This window comes from Nostoc sp. (assembly GCF_036919615.1).
Taxonomy (GTDB): Bacteria; Cyanobacteriota; Cyanobacteriia; order Cyanobacteriales; family Nostocaceae; genus Nostoc.
Window position 1 is genome coordinate 1 of record NZ_JBALCN010000093.1, and the last position, 16,963, is coordinate 16,963.

General features: G+C 40.1%; 13 protein-coding genes and 3 pseudogenes. 8 read left to right on the forward strand and 8 right to left on the reverse strand.

Going from position 1 to position 16,963, the window contains the following annotated elements; genetic code table 11:
- Positions 1-275: 275 nt before the first annotated feature.
- From V7K48_RS26195 to V7K48_RS26205, 3 genes are all read right to left on the reverse strand, one after another.
- Entirely contained in the window at positions 276-2,264 is a 1,989-nt protein-coding gene (locus V7K48_RS26195; RefSeq protein WP_335076814.1) for a trypsin-like peptidase domain-containing protein, read from the reverse strand.
- A gap of 5 nt (positions 2,265-2,269) precedes the next feature.
- Positions 2,270-2,599 carry a CU044_2847 family protein gene (locus V7K48_RS26200; protein WP_335076816.1) on the reverse strand — a complete coding sequence of 110 codons (330 nt, stop codon included), beginning with the start codon at positions 2,597-2,599 and terminating at the stop codon, positions 2,270-2,272.
- 652 nt (positions 2,600-3,251) lie between these two features.
- A complete protein-coding gene (locus V7K48_RS26205; RefSeq protein WP_335076818.1) occupies positions 3,252-3,986 on the reverse strand; it encodes an SDR family oxidoreductase in 735 nt (244 codons plus the stop codon).
- A gap of 380 nt (positions 3,987-4,366) precedes the next feature.
- Here V7K48_RS26205 and V7K48_RS26210 point away from each other — a divergent pair, with 380 nt between their 5' ends.
- From V7K48_RS26210 to V7K48_RS26220, 3 genes are all read left to right on the forward strand, one after another.
- Positions 4,367-4,792 carry a hypothetical protein gene (locus V7K48_RS26210; protein ID WP_335076821.1) on the forward strand — a complete coding sequence of 142 codons (426 nt, stop codon included), beginning with the start codon at positions 4,367-4,369 and terminating at the stop codon, positions 4,790-4,792.
- A 509-nt stretch (positions 4,793-5,301) separates the two neighbouring features.
- Positions 5,302-7,497 (forward strand): sensor histidine kinase, encoded by a 2,196-nt coding sequence (locus V7K48_RS26215; RefSeq protein WP_335076823.1) that lies wholly within the window; start codon positions 5,302-5,304, stop codon positions 7,495-7,497.
- Positions 7,498-7,838: 341 nt separating this feature from the next.
- Positions 7,839-7,973, forward strand: coding sequence for a hypothetical protein (locus V7K48_RS26220; protein ID WP_335076826.1), 135 nt, complete (start codon positions 7,839-7,841; stop codon positions 7,971-7,973).
- A 51-nt stretch (positions 7,974-8,024) separates the two neighbouring features.
- On the opposite strand, the gene V7K48_RS26225 is transcribed toward V7K48_RS26220, so the two are convergent.
- Positions 8,025-8,822 (reverse strand): dienelactone hydrolase family protein, encoded by a 798-nt coding sequence (locus V7K48_RS26225; RefSeq protein WP_335076828.1) that lies wholly within the window; start codon positions 8,820-8,822, stop codon positions 8,025-8,027.
- 285 nt (positions 8,823-9,107) lie between these two features.
- On the opposite strand from V7K48_RS26225, the gene V7K48_RS26230 reads away from it, so the two are divergent.
- On the forward strand, positions 9,108-9,647 hold the full coding sequence (locus V7K48_RS26230; RefSeq protein WP_335076830.1) for a DUF2267 domain-containing protein: 540 nt from the start codon (positions 9,108-9,110) through the stop codon (positions 9,645-9,647).
- Between the two features lie 309 nt (positions 9,648-9,956).
- Here the strand turns inward: V7K48_RS26230 and V7K48_RS26235 are convergent, their stop codons facing one another.
- Entirely contained in the window at positions 9,957-10,328 is a 372-nt protein-coding gene (locus tag V7K48_RS26235; RefSeq protein WP_335076832.1) for a hypothetical protein, read from the reverse strand.
- A gap of 512 nt (positions 10,329-10,840) precedes the next feature.
- On the opposite strand from V7K48_RS26235, the pseudogene V7K48_RS26240 reads away from it, so the two are divergent.
- Positions 10,841-11,020: pseudogene (locus tag V7K48_RS26240) on the forward strand (Uma2 family endonuclease); the annotation flags it as partial.
- 113 nt (positions 11,021-11,133) lie between these two features.
- Here the strand turns inward: V7K48_RS26240 and V7K48_RS26245 are convergent.
- The 3 genes and pseudogenes from V7K48_RS26245 to V7K48_RS26255 form a co-directional block, all read right to left on the reverse strand.
- Positions 11,134-12,156: a hypothetical protein gene (locus V7K48_RS26245; RefSeq protein ID WP_335076833.1), complete on the reverse strand. Its 1,023-nt coding sequence runs from the start codon at positions 12,154-12,156 to the stop codon at positions 11,134-11,136.
- Between the two features lie 21 nt (positions 12,157-12,177).
- Positions 12,178-12,750: an AAA family ATPase gene (locus tag V7K48_RS26250; RefSeq protein ID WP_335077158.1), complete on the reverse strand. Its 573-nt coding sequence runs from the start codon at positions 12,748-12,750 to the stop codon at positions 12,178-12,180.
- A gap of 188 nt (positions 12,751-12,938) precedes the next feature.
- Positions 12,939-14,280, reverse strand: a pseudogene (locus V7K48_RS26255) (site-specific integrase); the annotation flags it as partial.
- Between the two features lie 168 nt (positions 14,281-14,448).
- Between V7K48_RS26255 and V7K48_RS26260 the strand changes: the two are divergent.
- The 3 genes and pseudogenes from V7K48_RS26260 to V7K48_RS26270 form a co-directional block, all read left to right on the forward strand.
- A pseudogene (locus V7K48_RS26260) lies at positions 14,449-14,640 on the forward strand (hypothetical protein); the annotation flags it as partial.
- A gap of 247 nt (positions 14,641-14,887) precedes the next feature.
- Positions 14,888-16,423 carry a nitrogenase molybdenum-iron protein subunit beta gene (gene nifK, locus V7K48_RS26265; RefSeq protein WP_335076835.1) on the forward strand — a complete coding sequence of 512 codons (1,536 nt, stop codon included), beginning with the start codon at positions 14,888-14,890 and terminating at the stop codon, positions 16,421-16,423.
- 125 nt (positions 16,424-16,548) lie between these two features.
- Complete coding sequence (locus tag V7K48_RS26270) at positions 16,549-16,890, forward strand: Mo-dependent nitrogenase C-terminal domain-containing protein (protein WP_335076837.1); 342 nt, start codon at positions 16,549-16,551, stop codon at positions 16,888-16,890.
- Positions 16,891-16,963 lie beyond the last annotated feature (73 nt).

Genomic DNA, 16,963 nt, shown 5'->3' on the forward strand with positions numbered 1-16,963 from the left:
GATTGAATATGCTGCCATTTCTTAATAATCTTCTTTTTTACATCTTTTAAGTTTATGACTTTTGTGGCAGTTTTGATATCAAATTGCTGTAAGTTACTAGTTAGTAGGGTGCGTTGTTGCAAGACGCATATTACAGGAGGGATGCGATCCCCTTAATTTGCCTTAACGGTGAAATTGTGTGGCGGCAAGTAACCTTCAACTCCTAGCGATAACCTCTGCTCCGTCCACACTAACGCTTTGTGATGCCGTGATTGCTTACCTGTATTATGCATTGTTCATTTAGCACGTTGGTATGCAAAATAACTGCCTCCAGCAATTCCAATAGGCGTAGATAAATTATTTAAAGGATTTAGAAATCTTAAAACAACTTGTAAAGTAGTAATAATAAACTGTCCTATCAATTGCAATGATCCAATTGGGTCTATGGGGGCATTGATAATTGCTAGTATAAGTATGAGCAAGAATATGATCGAGAACAATCCGACTGGTAATGCTACACAACCAATCAGATAAGAGATTACAGCTAGACGACCCGTTTGCTCTCCACGTCTATCCCTTAAAACTCTTAGAACTACACTTCCAACAAAATCACCTAGAGGTAAAAAACCTAACCAAACAATTAACGATAGAATGCCTGTAGAATCAAAACTTCTCACAATAATATCTACAAATAAAAGGGCCAGAATTCCAAGAATTGTTACACCTGCTCCCAAAAAAACAGCTAATATAATTTCCCATCTAGTTAACTGACGTGAAGGTGAGCGTTGTCCTCGCTCTCTAGATGGTCTTCTAGGCACTTTATAGTATGAGCCAAACTTATTATATGCTTCAGGCTTGCTCTCTCTAGCCAAATCTAGAAGATCAGAGACCAGCATTTGCTGGCGTATGTACTCTAAAAGTCGATCAATAATTTCAGTTTTTCCTGTATTTGAGTCAATCTGTTCGGAAACTGGCCTGAAGTTGTCATAGCAGAGAGTAAGCAATTCCTCACGAGTGAACCCGCCATTAAGGAGTGATCGAATATTGCTTACATCAAAATGCTCATCAAATATTTCAGTTAAGTAGACAATTCCAAGATCGCGCATCATTGCTCGATTAGTTTCGTAGAGTTCTATAAGACGATCTAGGGCAGTCGAAGGTATTTCAATCCGAAGCTTTACGCTACCTTTTCTTATTTCTATAATCTTGATTTCTTCACGAGAAATATTTAATACACCAGCCAAGGCTCCAATTGCTGCTTCTCTCACTTCAGGTTTAAACTTGGAAAGGTCTTCAAATACAAGTTCAATTTCACATTGGCTCCTAACTTGTATTGTAGCTTTTGCCTGCTTGCTTCTAAATATAAATCCACGGAAGCACTTGCAAATGTTCGATGACTGGCTGTAGGAACTAAAGCTATTAGATTCTTGATTTATTGAAGGTATGTATTTACGATATTTACTGGAAGAAATAACTTTTATATGGTTCAACAATTCGCTTATCTGATTATGGTAATGGCAATAATCAATCAATAGTTGAACCTTTAATAAAAAAGGTATTGTTTCTTTTGAAATAGATGCAAAATTCTTAGTAAGAAATGACGAAAATTGCTTTTCGTCGATAAAGACAGCTTTAATTAGCTCACGAACTGCTAATAAATCGTATAATTTTTCCCTAAACAAATCGGGCGGCAGTTCTGCCCAAATCCTCTTTAAACTAGCTAAGGATATTGCTTGACCAGAACGTCCTTGTCCTTCTAGATGACTAACAATGCCTATGACGGTATAACTTTTGCTATCTATTACGGGTGAGCCACTAAAACCTGGCTGTAAAGTAGACTCATCATCAATCTTTAGCTGCCAAGCATCAATAAAACCTGCTTGATGTCTTGATTTTAGCTTTACTGGCTTTCCTAAAAATCCCTTGATTTGTTCTAGCCTATACTGTTTGCTGCGTTTGTCATACAACCAGCAACCAAATATCATAAAGCTTGAACCAGTTTTACCAAATATTCCCAATGGGAGGATGGAGTTACCTAAGACTGCGTCGATTTTGAGTACAGCTAGATCATCAGCGTAACCATCTTGACTTTGAGCGACGATGTTAACTGAATAGGTACCAACCTCTACTTGATCGATTCCGCCTACATCTCTTATTACATGAGCGCAGGTTAATATGTAGGTTGACTGTGAATCCTGTTTAATTACAAATCCAGTACCAAAACTCTCATTTTCGGAGTTCTTACTTGTTAATAAAAAAATCGATTTGTCTGCATTAAAACTCATTCAGCTTAACCCTGTAAGTTTCCGTCACTATTTGGTTTAAGAACTAACTTAATTGTCAAATTAGCACTTGCTTTGGACTTTGTAATATACAGATTTCCTTCTCCTTCAAAGCTCAATCCTATTTGAACTTCAGCTTGCTCAATATTCATTTCTTGATTGATCTCTTTCCAAGCAGCAGCAATAGGCTTGCAAGTTTTGACTAAAATTGGCTTGATTTTATCGAAGGTTGCGTCAACTTTATCGGCAAATCCTCCCGAAATTTGCCGAGCCTGCTCCTCCGGTACTTCAACTTCTACAAGAGTTCCATCATCTAATCGAATAAGTTTTGTAGACATTTCTTCTGATTTAAAAAGTATCCATAATTTATCATAATCTAGCAGCTTATAAATACTGCTATTTAACCGCAATCATCCATCAAAAAATACAATTTTCAATAAAAGTAGATTCATCGGCAATCGAGCCAAGAAATTTGTCGAGCCAGTTAGTTGCTATCTATCAGTTTTACGTTTCAGGTCGCTAACCTCCTGTTCAAAAGTTGCTTCATCTAGCATGATTTGATTTTTGCTTTCCATTTATTTCAAACGAAGTGACACCATTAAATACTAAATACACGTTTATGCTGGCAGCATACTCATGCAATTCTAGCATCGAGACAAACTCATCTTCATTGCGGATCTAAAATTGTATCTCCCGAAGATAAACCAGCTTCTCAGATACATGCTGAGACGAACTCAGGTGAATATCCAGCGATGAAATTTACCCATCTGTGAACAGGATGACGTGAGCTTGTAAGATTTGTTGGTGCAAGAGCTGGATGTATGGAATCAGTAAAAAGAGAAAGCTGCATTAGATGGTTTTAATTTTCGGAATTTAGGTCTATTCATCATCTGGCAAATAGCTCTGACAGCGTAACATAATTTGCTGATTCTCCGGCGATCGCAAATGAAATAAGTTTTCTTTAAAGAACCTAGTATCCAATCCTTTAAATCAATAAGGGCTGGCGGTGGGGCGCACAATGATTTCGCTAACATCAACGTCGTTAGGTTGTTCGATCGCAAATGCGATCGCTCTAGCAATAGCCTCTGGTGGAATAGCAATCTTCCGGAAATCCTGCATCCCCCGACGCGCCTCGCTATCCGAAATACTATCCGCCAGTTCAGATTCCGTTACTCCAGGGGAAATCACTGTCACCCGGATGTCGCTGACTTCTTGGCGCAGTCCCTCGGAAATAGCACCCACTGCAAACTTCGTAGCACAGTAAACGGCTGCGGTGGGACTTACTGCATGTCCACCAATTGATGATATGTTGATGAACTGACCAAATCCCTGTTCTTTCATAATTGGCAATCCAGCAGCAATACCATGCAGGACACCTCGAATGTTTACGTCGATCATCCGATTCCATTCGTCAACCTTGAGGGCTTCCAGTTTTGAAAGCGGCATGACGCCTGCATTGTTCACAATTACGTCGATGCGACCAAACGTCTTTTGAGCGAATCCGACAAATTCCTCCATGTCATTGCATTGCGTGACATCCAATTGCTTATAGTGCGCTGAACCGCCCTCGTTGCCAATTGCCGTCACAAGAGTTTCGAGGCGATCGGTGCGACGCGCACCTAATACGACATGTGCGCCTCTGCTAGCGAGTAAGCGGGCGCTAGCTTCACCGATGCCACTGCTTGCACCCGTAATTAAAACGACTTTATTCTTAATTTCTGACATGCGTAATCTTTTTTATTGTTTAGGTTACGGAAATTGCCCATATATTACCTTAATTGAGACAGAAGTTTTTTAATGTAAAGAATCTTAAGCTTAATTTTGCCAATTAGTTCAAGCGTTTCTTTAATCCACAAGAGATTGTTTTTTGAGGCTTTGCTATAGTGTTTTTGCTTTCTCATTTTGGTGTTTTCCGCAAGCAAAATCAGCTTTTACTTTCTCAAACCCCAGTTTGCTTTCTCATTTCAGTAGTTCGTGCATTCATGACAGCGAGCGCGCTTGTAGCAAAAACCATTGCAGATTTGCCGGAATTCTCTCAGGCTAATCTATACGGAAATTTTATAAGGTAAAGAATATTAACCGTACTATATTACAAGGTGTAGCTCATGGCTCGTAGAAAAAGAACTTCCTTAGTGTTAGAGAAAGCAGTGCGTCGTGCGGCTAGCATAAACTCTATTGATCCGAGTTTAGATTTAGGCAATAAACTCACCTTACCTGCTTTCTCAACCCTAATCGAAACGATGCGAACTAAAGAAAATGCATATAACAGTGCCCTTTCCAGCTTAGATAAATTGTACCGTGAAATGCTGGAAACAGAAGATGAGTTAGGAGATATGACAGAGCATATGCTAATGGCAGTTGGGACTCGATATGGCAAAAGCAGTGTAGAGTACGGCATGGCGGGAGGAGTTCCTAAGAACCAGCGCCGTAAGGGACTGCGAGGGGAGTCGCCAACCCCCAGTGATGAGCAACCTAAGTTCGTTGCCAGTATGGAAAGCAAGAATGGAAATAAAGCAGCAGCGACAACTTAGGATGTGTCCTATAGCGCTTTTCCTTTGTATGCAATACACTTTGACCAAAAAAGACTCATGATACAAGCCCCTAAATTTATTTATGGGGATTATTAATTTTGACTTTTGACTTCCCCGAACGCGAACAGCGTCTCCTTGGTGCAGCCTCTCGTAGAGAAGAGTTGGGGCTGACCTCTCTTTTAAATCTTACTCCCCTTCCCTCGTAGGGAAGGGGTTGGGGGTTAGGTCTGTATTCAACTCAATTGAGAAGCACTATATTACTCAAAATTTTGTCAAGCCCAAATAATTGCATAGATGCAAAGTGATATTATCGTGCTTTGCGACAACGCACCTTACAAGTTAAGGCAAAATCAGCGGCGAAGAAACCAGTTTGTGGAACCTCTTAAGTAAATGCGATTGCACTAAATTTGCATAAGGTACTGACAAAAAAATTTAAACAAAGGTGAGTATGTAGGCATCTTGGGAACTATAAAAGTAAATCAAATTAGCACAACTTCCAGTTTCCAGCAATGAAGACTCAATATCCCAGCAAAGGTAAAGCGTTCCCATTACAGATTGTTCTTGTTGTTCCCTTCGTTATCCAAATTTTTGGAGCAGTCAGTTTAGTGGGTTATTTGTCCTTTAAAAATGGACAAAGAGCAGTTAACGACCTAGCAGAACAGTTGATAGATCGTACCAGGGATGTGGTGGATGAACACCTGAAGTCTTATCTTTCCATTCCGCAAACCCTTAATCAAATCAATGCAAATGCCATCCGCAGGGGAATTTTAGATGTGCGCGATCGCAAAACCCTTGGCAAGTATTTCTGGGATCAGATGCAAGCTTATGACTTGACTTATATTGGTATTGGATTAACAACGGGTGAGGGGCTGGGAGCCGCTCGTTATGATGGCAAGACAATCACGATTGATGATTGGACTGCCAAGCCTCCCAATAATATTTCCACCTATGCCACAGATAATCAAGGTAATCGAACTCAGGTCAATACTCGATGGGATTGGAACAATTTTAGTGAATCTTGGTATACCCAACCCATCACCGCTGGTAAACCTATTTGGGGAAAGATTTATACTGCAAATTTTCCAACGGGCCCCTACATTACCGCCTCTGCCAGTCGTCCGATCTATGATTCGCAAAATCGCTTGCTGGGAATGATTGCAACGGATATTCACCTGCTGAAACTCAGCGATTTTTTACGCAGTTTAAATATTAGTAAGTCTGGGCAGGTGTTCCTTTTAGAGCGGGATGGCACATTAATCGCCAGTTCTGGTACAGAGAAGCCTTTTGTCCTCGTTAATCAAGAAATCCGGCGATTGCGGGCGATCGACAGTTCTGACCCAATTATACAGAACATTGCCAAACACCTCCAAATCTCCGGGTTTGGGTCTATGACCCAAGACACAGATTTTCAATTTGAGATGCAAGGAAAACGGCATTTTGTCGATGTTTTACCTTGGCGTGACAAGTATGGCTTGAATTGGCTGATGGTAGTGACTGTGCCAGAAAACACATTTATGGAGCAAATTAACGCCAACACGCGCACTACGATCGCACTTTGTTTTGGTGCATTGGTCTTTGCCTCGGTGATGGGCGTGTTTACCTCCCATTGGATTGTACGCCCGATTCTGCGCCTAAATTGGGCAAGTGAGGCAATGGCATCTGGCAATTTAGATCACAGAGTAAAAACTAGCGTTATTCGAGAACTTAATACCCTTTCCAACTCTTTTAACCACATGGCAGGACAACTGCACGAATCGTTTACTGCCTTAGAGAAAAGCAAGGAAGAACTAGAAGATCGGGTAGAAAATCGCACCACTGAACTCAAAAATGCATTAGGGGAATTGCAGCGCACTCAAGCTCAAGTTATTCAAAGTGAAAAAATGTCTAGTCTGGGACAACTAGTTGCTGGAGTCGCACACGAAATTAATAATCCAGTCAACTTTATTCATGGCAACCTTGTCTATGTGCAGGAATATACCCAGGATTTATTAGCATTTGTGCAGTTGTATCAGCAGTATGATTCCAACCCTACCCCTGAAATTCAAACTGCTGCTGAAGACATGGATCTGGAGTTTTTGCAGTCAGACTTACCAAAAATGTTGTCTTCCATGAAAGTCGGCACCGATCGCATTCGCCAAATTGTCCTGTCGCTGCGGAACTTCTCCCGCATCGACGAAGCAGAATTTAAAAGCGTCGATATTCATGAAGGCATCGACAGTACCTTGATGATTTTGCAACATCGCCTCAAAGCTAAACCAGAACAACCGGAAATTGAGGTGAGCAAAGACTACGGCACTGCACCCCTAGTAGAATGCTATGCTGGACAACTCAACCAGGTGTTTATGAATATTTTAGTAAATGCGATTGATGCCTTAGAAGAAAATAATGCCAAGCGTACCTATCAAGAGATCCAGGACAATCCTAGTCGAATTAAGATTCGCACATCAGTAGTTAATTCAACGTGGTTAGAAGTGGCGATCGCTGATAACGGAGTCGGTATTTCCAAAGAATTTCAGCAACGAATATTCGATCCCTTTTTCACCACCAAACCCATTGGCAAAGGAACCGGAATGGGTATGTCAATCAGCTACCAAATTATCACAGAAAAACATGGCGGCAAACTGGAGTGCTTCTCAACTGCTGGAGAAGGAACAGAGTTTATCATTCAGGTTCCTCTCCAGCTAAAGGTTCATGAAGTGGTTTAACTTAATACTAGTACCACAAGACAAAAGTCAAAATCATTCGTAATTTCTAATTCGTAATGGGCTTCGCCCCGCTGCGCTAACGTAATTATTACCCCACACCTGAACGCTTACGCGTCCCGTAGGGAAGATGGGAGTTTGAATAATGATAACTATTTATTTATTTTTATTAATAAATTAAGGGGCTTGGGACTCAAGGAATTAATTATTAATTCATAATTAATAGTTACGAATTATTTGGTCAATTTATCTAAATTTTATTACATAATCTGAAATCTAAATATTAATATATTATCCAATTCAAAAGATAGTTAAAATCAGTAGTCCTATTTGTTAAGGAACCTATGCAGATAAATCAGGTGATTGAAACCTACGATCAAGGCGCAGTAGATTATGACACAATTATGAAGCGTTACTGGCATATCGAGCGCAAACCTCTAATCGCTTCTTTGCAGCTTAAGCCAGGACAACAGCACTGAAGTCCTGACTACGAACATTTTTGAAGGAAGGTTGATTAGCCTGAAATCAGATCACAAGTTATTTTGAAACAGTTCTAGAACATGCTTCCAAGCATCAGGAGCAGCTTCGGGATTATAACTTGGGTTCTGCTCTAAGAATGGGTATTGGTCTTTGAAGAATCCAGCGAAGAATCCGTGTCCGGCGTCGTATCGGAATACACGATGATTTATGTTATGTTTCTTTAATTCTGCCTCAATTTGCTTGTTTTCCTCTTGTGAAATGAATGCATCTCTTGTACCAAAAAATGCATAAATAGTACCTTTAATTTCTGAGGTACGATTAATGGTTGGAGTGTCTTCACCATAACTAGCAGTAGTAATCCCACCACCATAGAACGAAGCTGTTGCTTTGATATCGGGTAAAGTTGCAGCTATGTAAGCAACATGACCGCCAAAACAGAAACCAATAGCCCCGATCGCATCATCTTTGACATTGGGTAAAGTTTTTAGATAGGTAATCGCAGCTTGAATATCGCTGAGTATTTCCTGATATTTTACTTGTTGATAGTATTGCAAGCCAAGCCGATAGCTTTCTGGGCTATAGCCAACATCTTCTGGGCTAAAGTCAGCCTGAAAATCGGGAGCAATACGTTGATACAGTGAGGGTGCTATTACTACATAACCTTGTTTAGCTATTAGTTCAGTAATATCTCGAATATTACTGTTGATTCCAAAAATTTCTGGAAAAATTATAACTGCACCAAAGGTTCCCTTTTGTACTGGTTGAGCTAAGTAAGCATCGATTTCTAAGCCATTGTTAGGTACTTTAACTTTTGTGGTGTTAATTTCGATGTTTGTCGTTTCTACCATCTTTGTTTCGGCTGATTTTATACCAACTTATCTATTCTGACTGTTTTTTGATACAGATGGGCGATGTCTACTACGGGCAAAAACACCAGGAGTATTGCTCTACTAAATGAAGGGAAATCATTTACCCTTAAGCATGACTTTGCTGCTATAAGCAGATCAGATGAATTTCTAACTTTTGAATAGATGACATCTCAAACTTCTGGATGATACTAAGGGTTTTTGATTTGTGCAACCTTAATAAAAGTAAACATAAACACTCAATATTAAGAAGCACAAGAAAAAACAATGCCTGATGAATCATTTACGACAAACGTTCCAGAAGTTGACCCAACGGAGATTGAAGATTCTCGAACTGTAATCCCCGACGAACATCGCTCGTTTCTAGAAAAAGTCCAGGTCAAAGCCGGATTTGCAGACCCCTATGATGCCAGAGACTTTACCGAAGTTGTGTTTCGCGTTATGCGCGACGTAATGACCACAGAAGCCAGCGATCGCGTCGAGGCAGAACTGCATACAGAGGCTATACCTACTGATGAAAAAGCACTCCAGTTTGAAGTGTCTGACCTCTGGAAAGACACCAATCCCATTGTGAAATTTTTAAGTCGAATCCGTCAACCTTTGACAGGCCCGGCTCCCCTTGGAATTGATTCCGATTTATTTCTCAGGCGGGTTGCTAATGAAGGAGGACTCCCAGGAACAGTCGAGGTAGAGCAAGCAGTTAAAGCGGTGTTTTCTGCCACCAAAGACCAACTTTCCCAAGAGCGGATTCAGGAAATTGCTGGCTTGCTCCCTGATCGTATCCGTGAGCTTTGGGAGCAACCTTAATTAGAAGTCTAGAAGAAGTCAAGTCTGTTTGTGAGTAATCATCACAAACAGGCTTTCTATATAATATATTTATTAATTCACAACCATTAATGTAGAAAAAAGCGATATCTACGACGGGCTATTCGGCGTCGCCCAAACTCTCAAGGGCAGATTGTAAATAGATAACCTCTAACACTTCAACAGATAGTAGGGATATAGCCTCTGGTAGAGAAGAAAAGCCGCTTGTAGTAAAGCCTCGCTCTTCTCCTCACCTTAAACAAAGCGTAACAGCTTACTTGTATTGAGCCAAATCAATGTTTATTTAGACAATCACTCCGCAAGCTTGATCATTTGGTTAACTACCACGCGTGCTTTCCGTCGATAATCTGACTTGCGTGTTCCACCAGCCATCCCGTACTCATCACTATTTTTGCCATAGCGAGATGCAACACTCAGCAGCATCTGCTCAGAATAAGTATTCAACCCACGTTCTGCTTCTTCTAATGCATTCTGCGTCTTATCCATCATTGTTCGTGTTTGATTATGGGCAGCTAGTTTCTCTCGTAACTCATGAATCATGGTATTATAAGTAGTTATTGACAACCCATTGCCAAAGTCTAAGTCAAGGTTAATCGTCTGCAATCCTTCAATGCGTCGTTCAGCTTTAGTCAGTGCAAACGAGTTTCGTCTCCGTTGCGCCATAAAGTTTTCCTTTTTGGATTAATTTAATATAGAGAACTCTGATAGTGTTTTACACTGAATTCTTTATATACCATAAAGTACGCAATAAACGGATGCACTAGCCTGAGTAAAGCTACAGAACTTTTAGAGCATGGTACACAAGATAAATGCAGGTATATTTGCTGAAATTTGTTGAGATTAATAGGTTTAGAAGTTCAAAACTCGATTTAGAAGTTCAAAACTCGATTTAGAAGTTCAAAACTTGATTTAGAAGTTCAAAACTCGATTTAGAAGTTCAAAACTTGATTTAGAAGTTCAAAACTCGATTTAGAAGTTCAAAACTCGATTTAGAAGTTCAAAACTTGATTTATGAATTCAAAACCAGCTTATAGGGTCAGTTGTCGCGCAGCCCAATGCACCAAATCAATCATCGCAGCACGATATCACCTCACAACCAAATCTGTGACAAAATAATATTGTTGTCTTATGGCCAATGCGATGCCTCTGGCGGGCTACGCCAACGCCTACGACCTATGATTTCTACCATCTCGCGCCGCTACAGCTTGGATGAATATCGTGCGATCGCAGAAAAAGCGGAAGGACGCAGCGAATATCGAGATGGAGAAATCGTACCCATACCTGGAAGAACGCTCAAATACAGCTGCATCGGTGGGAACATTTTGACCTATTTTAGCTCTTTGCTGCGTGATACTCATCGCATTATCGATGACGGAAATTTATCGCAGCGTTGTTTTTAAGTAAATCAGCCTGGGTTGAATGTGTTGTGCTTTGTGACAACGTATGCTTTGGGAGGGGTGCGCTCGTACTACCTGTAGGGAACTTGATATTCTGTGGAAACACCATCTGTTTGTATTTCAAAATAGATCATTACTTCCCCATACCAAGTTATATAAGGAGATCCAGGAGTCTCCAGAGTCAACGCTGCGCTCCCACTATTACGGTAGAAGTTAATATCTGGAGTTGCCTTAGAGAACTCGTTCTCAAAGAACAGAGGTGGCAGCTTACTAACTCGTTCTGCAATTGACTCTATGTCATATTGACCAGTTGTAAAGGTAACAGCGATAGGACAAGGCAATTTTATTGCATGAAAGTGACGGACAGTTCTGGCAATGGCATTCCTCAAATGATGACCAATCCGGTATAGGTTTGCAAAATGATAACGTAAGTCACGATTCAAGGAAATAGCAGTTTTACCATCATGATGAATTTCATAATCAGGTCCTATGCGCCCATTAGGTTGCATTCCTTCAAGGAAATACCCGACGATGCGAGCATTTGGAGGGAAGAATTGAATATTTTTCTCTACAGTACGTGCAACAACGCCACGTCCTCTTGAGTACATCATTATGGAACGTAATTGGCCGCCACTGTGTTTTATCTTATTAACAATAGGGGCAAATGATTCTCTGTAGTCATTGATTGCATTCCGAAGCTCCTTATACGCGGGGTGATTAACCTTTTCCAGCCAACTCTCTACATATTTTTCCTGAACTTGAATAGATGGATGAAGAATTTTAATAATACGGTAGCAATCATCAATATGAGATTGCAGAGCATGTAGTAATTCCTTTTGTATATCAGGCAGCTTATTCAATCGATAGTCTAGATGCCCAATAGCATCAAACAAGGCTGTATAAACCTGATCTACTTCATCTATAACTGCTTTGAAAGCCAGCATTACTCTCTGTATTGAAAAACTGTAAATTGAGAACGGATGCCGTTCTGTATGATCTTTATGATAGGTAAGGCTCTCAGGAAGAAGTTTTAAACAATTAAATACCTCAGGGTGTAAATTGCCGTCTCTGTAAATTTTACGTTCAATTTTCATACAAACATAGATTAGTCAAACTTATACTACATAGTAGTATAACAACTTTGCTAATAATAGTAAAATTTCATTACGCAAAAAATCTAAAGTGGGTGCTAATCCTGAACCGTCAAACTCAACCCTCGGCGTAATTTCTTCACTGTAAGCTGCTTTAGCAAGATTACTTTCAACTAACTTCAGGTAAACAGCATATCTCAGAGATTGAGGAATTGGAGATGGAGATTCACTTAAAGAAGTTGACCATCCTCCCAATTCTCCAGGTTTTCTATCTATGTTCCATGATGCTGTTGGATGCCAAAAATCATTGTTTTCCTGCTTCCAACTATAGGAAGCTTGCCAATTCTGCCGATTGGTATATCCCCAAAAACCACTTGCAGTAACAGAAATATTTTTTTCCCCAATAGTTGTAATGAATTGAGGTGATCTTTCATATTGGAAAATACTTTTAAATGGTGAAGCAGCAAGCCTACTGAGATTATGTAAGGCTTGTAATACGGTTGTTTTACCAGCGCTGTTTTTTCCCACAAGCGCATGTAATCTAGAACTATCAAAATTAAGTTCCGTAAATTTATGACTTTTGAAATTATGAAGTATTACTTTTCTAGCATTTGATTGCTAACATCCTTCCACAAATAATTGAATTGGACTCTTTGGTTCATTTTAACTTTTGCAGTAATCTGGCAATAAAATTATAATTTTTGCATCAATTTAGTGATTAACAATGATTTTTATCCCCTAAATCATAGCAAATTATCTAAAATTAGTATAATTTATCAGTAAATTTAACTTTGTTTATAAACCATTTCCATTTTCAACTTCTCAATCTCCAATCTCAATTTATCATTCTCCATCCTCAAATTAGCATTTTCCTCCCTAATCAACTCAACTTCATTCCTCTTATTCAAAGCCTGATTAATCGCCAACTTCCGCATATCTAGCGAAAACCAACGCTGATAAGTTTGCGTGTGAACTTGCACACTATGTCCCAAATTATCCGCCGCCGCTTTAATTGGTATCCCCAAAATATGTGCCCGAATTGCCCAAGCGTGGCGTAAATCATAGGGTTTAAAATCCAATCCTATTTTGCGAAACCACCAACTAACTCGCTGTGTTAACGCCGTTATCTCCGCATGATTAGTGTTATCTTTTTTAGCGATCGCACTCCCCAACATCTCTAAATATTTAGGATTTCTCAAATCAAAGTCCGAAATCCATTGCCTATATAATGGTAATGCTTCTCTTTCCCCAGTCTTACAATCTTTATGAACTTTCCATGTCAAATCTGCATTTTCTTGACTTAACCACCAATCAATATCAGGATTAATAAAAAGTTCTCGTGGCCGTAAACCAAAAACTGCTAACATTCCATACGTCCAACGCCAAAGCTGCCAGCTATCTTGAAGGTTTTGATTAACTTGATTACCTCTGCTATTAATATAATTTTCAAACTTGAGGATTCCCTCAGCTATTTCCGCATCGCTCGGTATATTTCGGGAATTATTCTCTGGTATTTTGGAATACTTAGATAAATTGATTTCGATGTTAAATGTCAAGCAAAATGCAGCTATGGCTCTAGCTGCATTATATTTAGCCCATTCCTTATCGATTTGTTCAATTGAACTTATGAGATTTTCTGCGATCGCTAAATCTTTAGCATTAGTAAATCGTTTAGTTCGAGAAAAGTAATAAAAAAAAGTATGTTCGCTTTTGGTAGTTCGTTGATGAGTTTTAAAATACTCTTCTTCAAATTGTTCGAGTAATTCTCCTATGGTTTTAAAATCTTTTCTAATTGCCTCATTTCCTAAATATTTATCATTCCATTCAAAAGTTTTACGAGCGATTAACTTCCCTAATTCATAAGCTTCTTCCTCAGCTGTCTTGAGTCCATCCAAGTTAGCAGGAATATTCAAGCTGAGATTGTATTGCTTTTTTCCAGTACCGCTGCTATCTTTGTCTCCTGGTTTAATTGGTAACGTCGCCCGTAACTGCAAACTTCCATTCGATTCTCTAATTGTCACCTTTGCTTTTGCAGACTTCAAACGCAGATTAACTTTCTCTAATTCCAGTAGTACTTTCGTTCTGATCATGCGCTCTTTGTTGCTGTGATTGCAGAGATGAACACAAACACCCTGGCTCAGGACAACATTTAGATGATGCGTGAGTCCTGAACCTGATGATGCATCGCTATATTTTTAGCCTATATTTAGCCTAAAAATAAATGTGTTATCAATGAACAATGTTTAGCACAGACATTGCTTACTGCAAACATTAGGCTGTTGAAAAGAATTGAACCACAAAAAGGATTACTCCGGCCCTTATCACGGTTACGATGGCTTTGCCATCTTCGCTCGCGACATGGACTTGGCACTCAACAGCCCAACCTGGGGATTGATTGGCGCTCCTTGGAATGAAAAAGCTAATGCTAAGAAGGCTGTAGCTAAAGCTGAAGCTGTAGCTAAAGTTGAAGCTAAAGCTGCCGTCTAGGGAAATGGAATAGAGAGATAAGTAGGAATAACCTGGGGCTAAAACCCCAGCGGGGAGTTGGGAATCCAAAATTCAAAATTAAAAATGAAAATTAATTTTGGTTTTTGCATTTTGAATTTTGAATCATATTCCCAATTCCTAGTAGAGACGCGATTAATCGCGTCTGTACCGCATTAATCGCGTCTCTACCGCCTCAAATCCTCATTCCTCGATAAGTAAAGAATTCAGTAAGCTTGGAGATCCAGAAATGCCTCAGAATCCAGAAAAAATTCAAGACCACGTAGAGTTATTCCACCAACCGGAGTACAAACAGCTATTTCAAAACAAAAAGCAGTTTGAAAATGGTCACGAAGCTGAAGAAGTAGAACGGGTTGCAGAATGGACGAAGGGTTGGGATTATCGTGAAAAGAACTTCGCTCGTGAAGCTTTAACCGTTAACCCTGCTAAAGGCTGCCAACCATTAGGAGCAATCTTTGCTGCTGTTGGTTTTGAAGGTACTCTACCTTTTGTTCAAGGTTCTCAAGGTTGCGTTGCTTACTTCCGCACCCACTTAACCCGCCACTACAAAGAACCATTCTCTGGTGTGTCTTCTTCAATGACTGAAGATGCAGCCGTGTTTGGTGGTCTGCAAAACATGATTGACGGGTTGGCAAACTCTTACCAACTCTACAAGCCCAAAATGATTGCTGTCTGCACCACCTGTATGGCAGAAGTAATTGGTGATGACTTGCAGTCTTTCATCAACAACGCTAAGGAAGCTGGTTCAGTTCCTCAAGATTTCCCAGTACCCTACGCTCACACCCCTAGCTTTGTTGGCTCCCATATCACTGGTTACGACAACATGATGAAGGGAATTCTTTCTAACCTGACAGCAGGTCATAAGAAAGAAACCAGCAATGGTAAGATCAACTTCATCCCAGGTTTTGACACCTACGTAGGCAACAATCGCGAAATCAAGCGGATTGCTTCCTTGTTTGGCTTAGACTACACCCTTCTAGCTGACAACAGCGACTATCTGGATTCACCAAACACAGGTGAGTTCGATATGTATCCAACTGCGACAAAGCTAGAAGATGCAGCAGATTCAATTAATGCTAAAGCTACGATCGCTCTGCAAGCACACTCTACCCTCAAAACCCGCGAGTACATTGAAAAAGAGTGGAAGCAACCAACCGCAGTGTGCCGTCCTTGGGGTATTAAGGGTACTGATGAGTTCTTGATGAAACTCAGCGAACTGAGTGGTCTACCCATTCCCGAAGAATTGGAAACTGAACGCGGTCGGGCAGTTGATGCCATGACTGACTCCCACTCATGGATTCACGGCAAGCGCTTTGCTATCTACGGTGAACCAGATTTAGTATACTGCGTAGTTGGCTTTATGCTAGAAATGGGTGCTGAACCTGTGCATATCTTGGTTCACAACAGCAACGATGTATTTGAAGCAGAAATGAAAGAACTGCTCGCTTCTAGCCCCTTCGGTAAGAATGCAACTCTTTGGCCTGGTAAAGACCTGTGGCACATGCGTTCTCTGATGTTCACTGAACCTGTAGACTTCCTTGTTGGTAACACCTACGGTAAGTACCTGTGGCGCGATACCAAGATTCCCCTCGTGAGAATCGGCTACCCGATCATGGATCGTCACCACTTACACCGCTACGCCACCATTGGTTACCAAGGTATAATCAACCTCCTCAACTGGACTGTAAATACCCTGTTTGAAGAAATTGATCGCAACACCAACATTCCTTCTAAGACAGATATTTCCTACGACTTGATTCGTTAGAAATTGCGTAGAAACACAACGTGTTAATTAAGGGCGGAAAATAATTCGTAATTCGTAATTCGTAATTCGTAATTATGAATTATTTCCGCCTTTTTCTTTCTAGCATTTACCCAAGGTATTTATAAATGGAAACCATCAATCACACTCACGAACATACTCATCCTCATCCTAATTACCATCCACCTAACTATAAAAAACCAGGGAAGTTTAACAATCTTCTCAATCCGTTGCGCCGTGTAGTGGATGGAATTGAGGTTACAAATAATCGCATCGCTCATCTAATTTGCCAAACAATTCCTTGTTGTTGTCCCTTTGAGCAACAAATTAAATTATTTGGGCGGTCTTTTGATATCCCAGCACTGTGTAAACTCAATCCTTTATATGACGAATTTGTAGGATTGCGTTTCCGTGCTCTATCTTACCTCGCCGATATATGTGGAGAGGATGTCAAAAAATACATTTGCTAATTATTAGTCATTGGTCATTAGTTATTCATATGACAAATGGCAAAGAAAACTTCCATCGAACACGAAAAGAGAG

Coding starts and splice junctions, on each gene's coding strand:
- V7K48_RS26195 (WP_335076814.1), bottom strand. CDS start 2,264: ATGAGTTTTAATGCAGACAAATCGATTTTTTTATTAACAAGTAAGAAC.
- V7K48_RS26200 (WP_335076816.1), bottom strand. CDS start 2,599: ATGTCTACAAAACTTATTCGATTAGATGATGGAACTCTTGTAGAAGTT.
- V7K48_RS26220 (WP_335076826.1), top strand. CDS start 7,839: ATGCAGATAAATCAGGTGATTGAAACCTACGATCAAGGCGCAGTAGAT.
- V7K48_RS26235 (WP_335076832.1), bottom strand. CDS start 10,328: ATGGCGCAACGGAGACGAAACTCGTTTGCACTGACTAAAGCTGAACGA.
- V7K48_RS26270 (WP_335076837.1), top strand. CDS start 16,549: ATGGAAACCATCAATCACACTCACGAACATACTCATCCTCATCCTAAT.
- V7K48_RS26230 (WP_335076830.1), top strand. CDS start 9,108: ATGCCTGATGAATCATTTACGACAAACGTTCCAGAAGTTGACCCAACG.
- nifK (WP_335076835.1), top strand. CDS start 14,888: ATGCCTCAGAATCCAGAAAAAATTCAAGACCACGTAGAGTTATTCCAC.
- V7K48_RS26205 (WP_335076818.1), bottom strand. CDS start 3,986: ATGTCAGAAATTAAGAATAAAGTCGTTTTAATTACGGGTGCAAGCAGT.
- V7K48_RS26215 (WP_335076823.1), top strand. CDS start 5,302: ATGAAGACTCAATATCCCAGCAAAGGTAAAGCGTTCCCATTACAGATT.
- V7K48_RS26210 (WP_335076821.1), top strand. CDS start 4,367: ATGGCTCGTAGAAAAAGAACTTCCTTAGTGTTAGAGAAAGCAGTGCGT.
- V7K48_RS26245 (WP_335076833.1), bottom strand. CDS start 12,156: ATGAAAATTGAACGTAAAATTTACAGAGACGGCAATTTACACCCTGAG.
- V7K48_RS26225 (WP_335076828.1), bottom strand. CDS start 8,822: ATGGTAGAAACGACAAACATCGAAATTAACACCACAAAAGTTAAAGTA.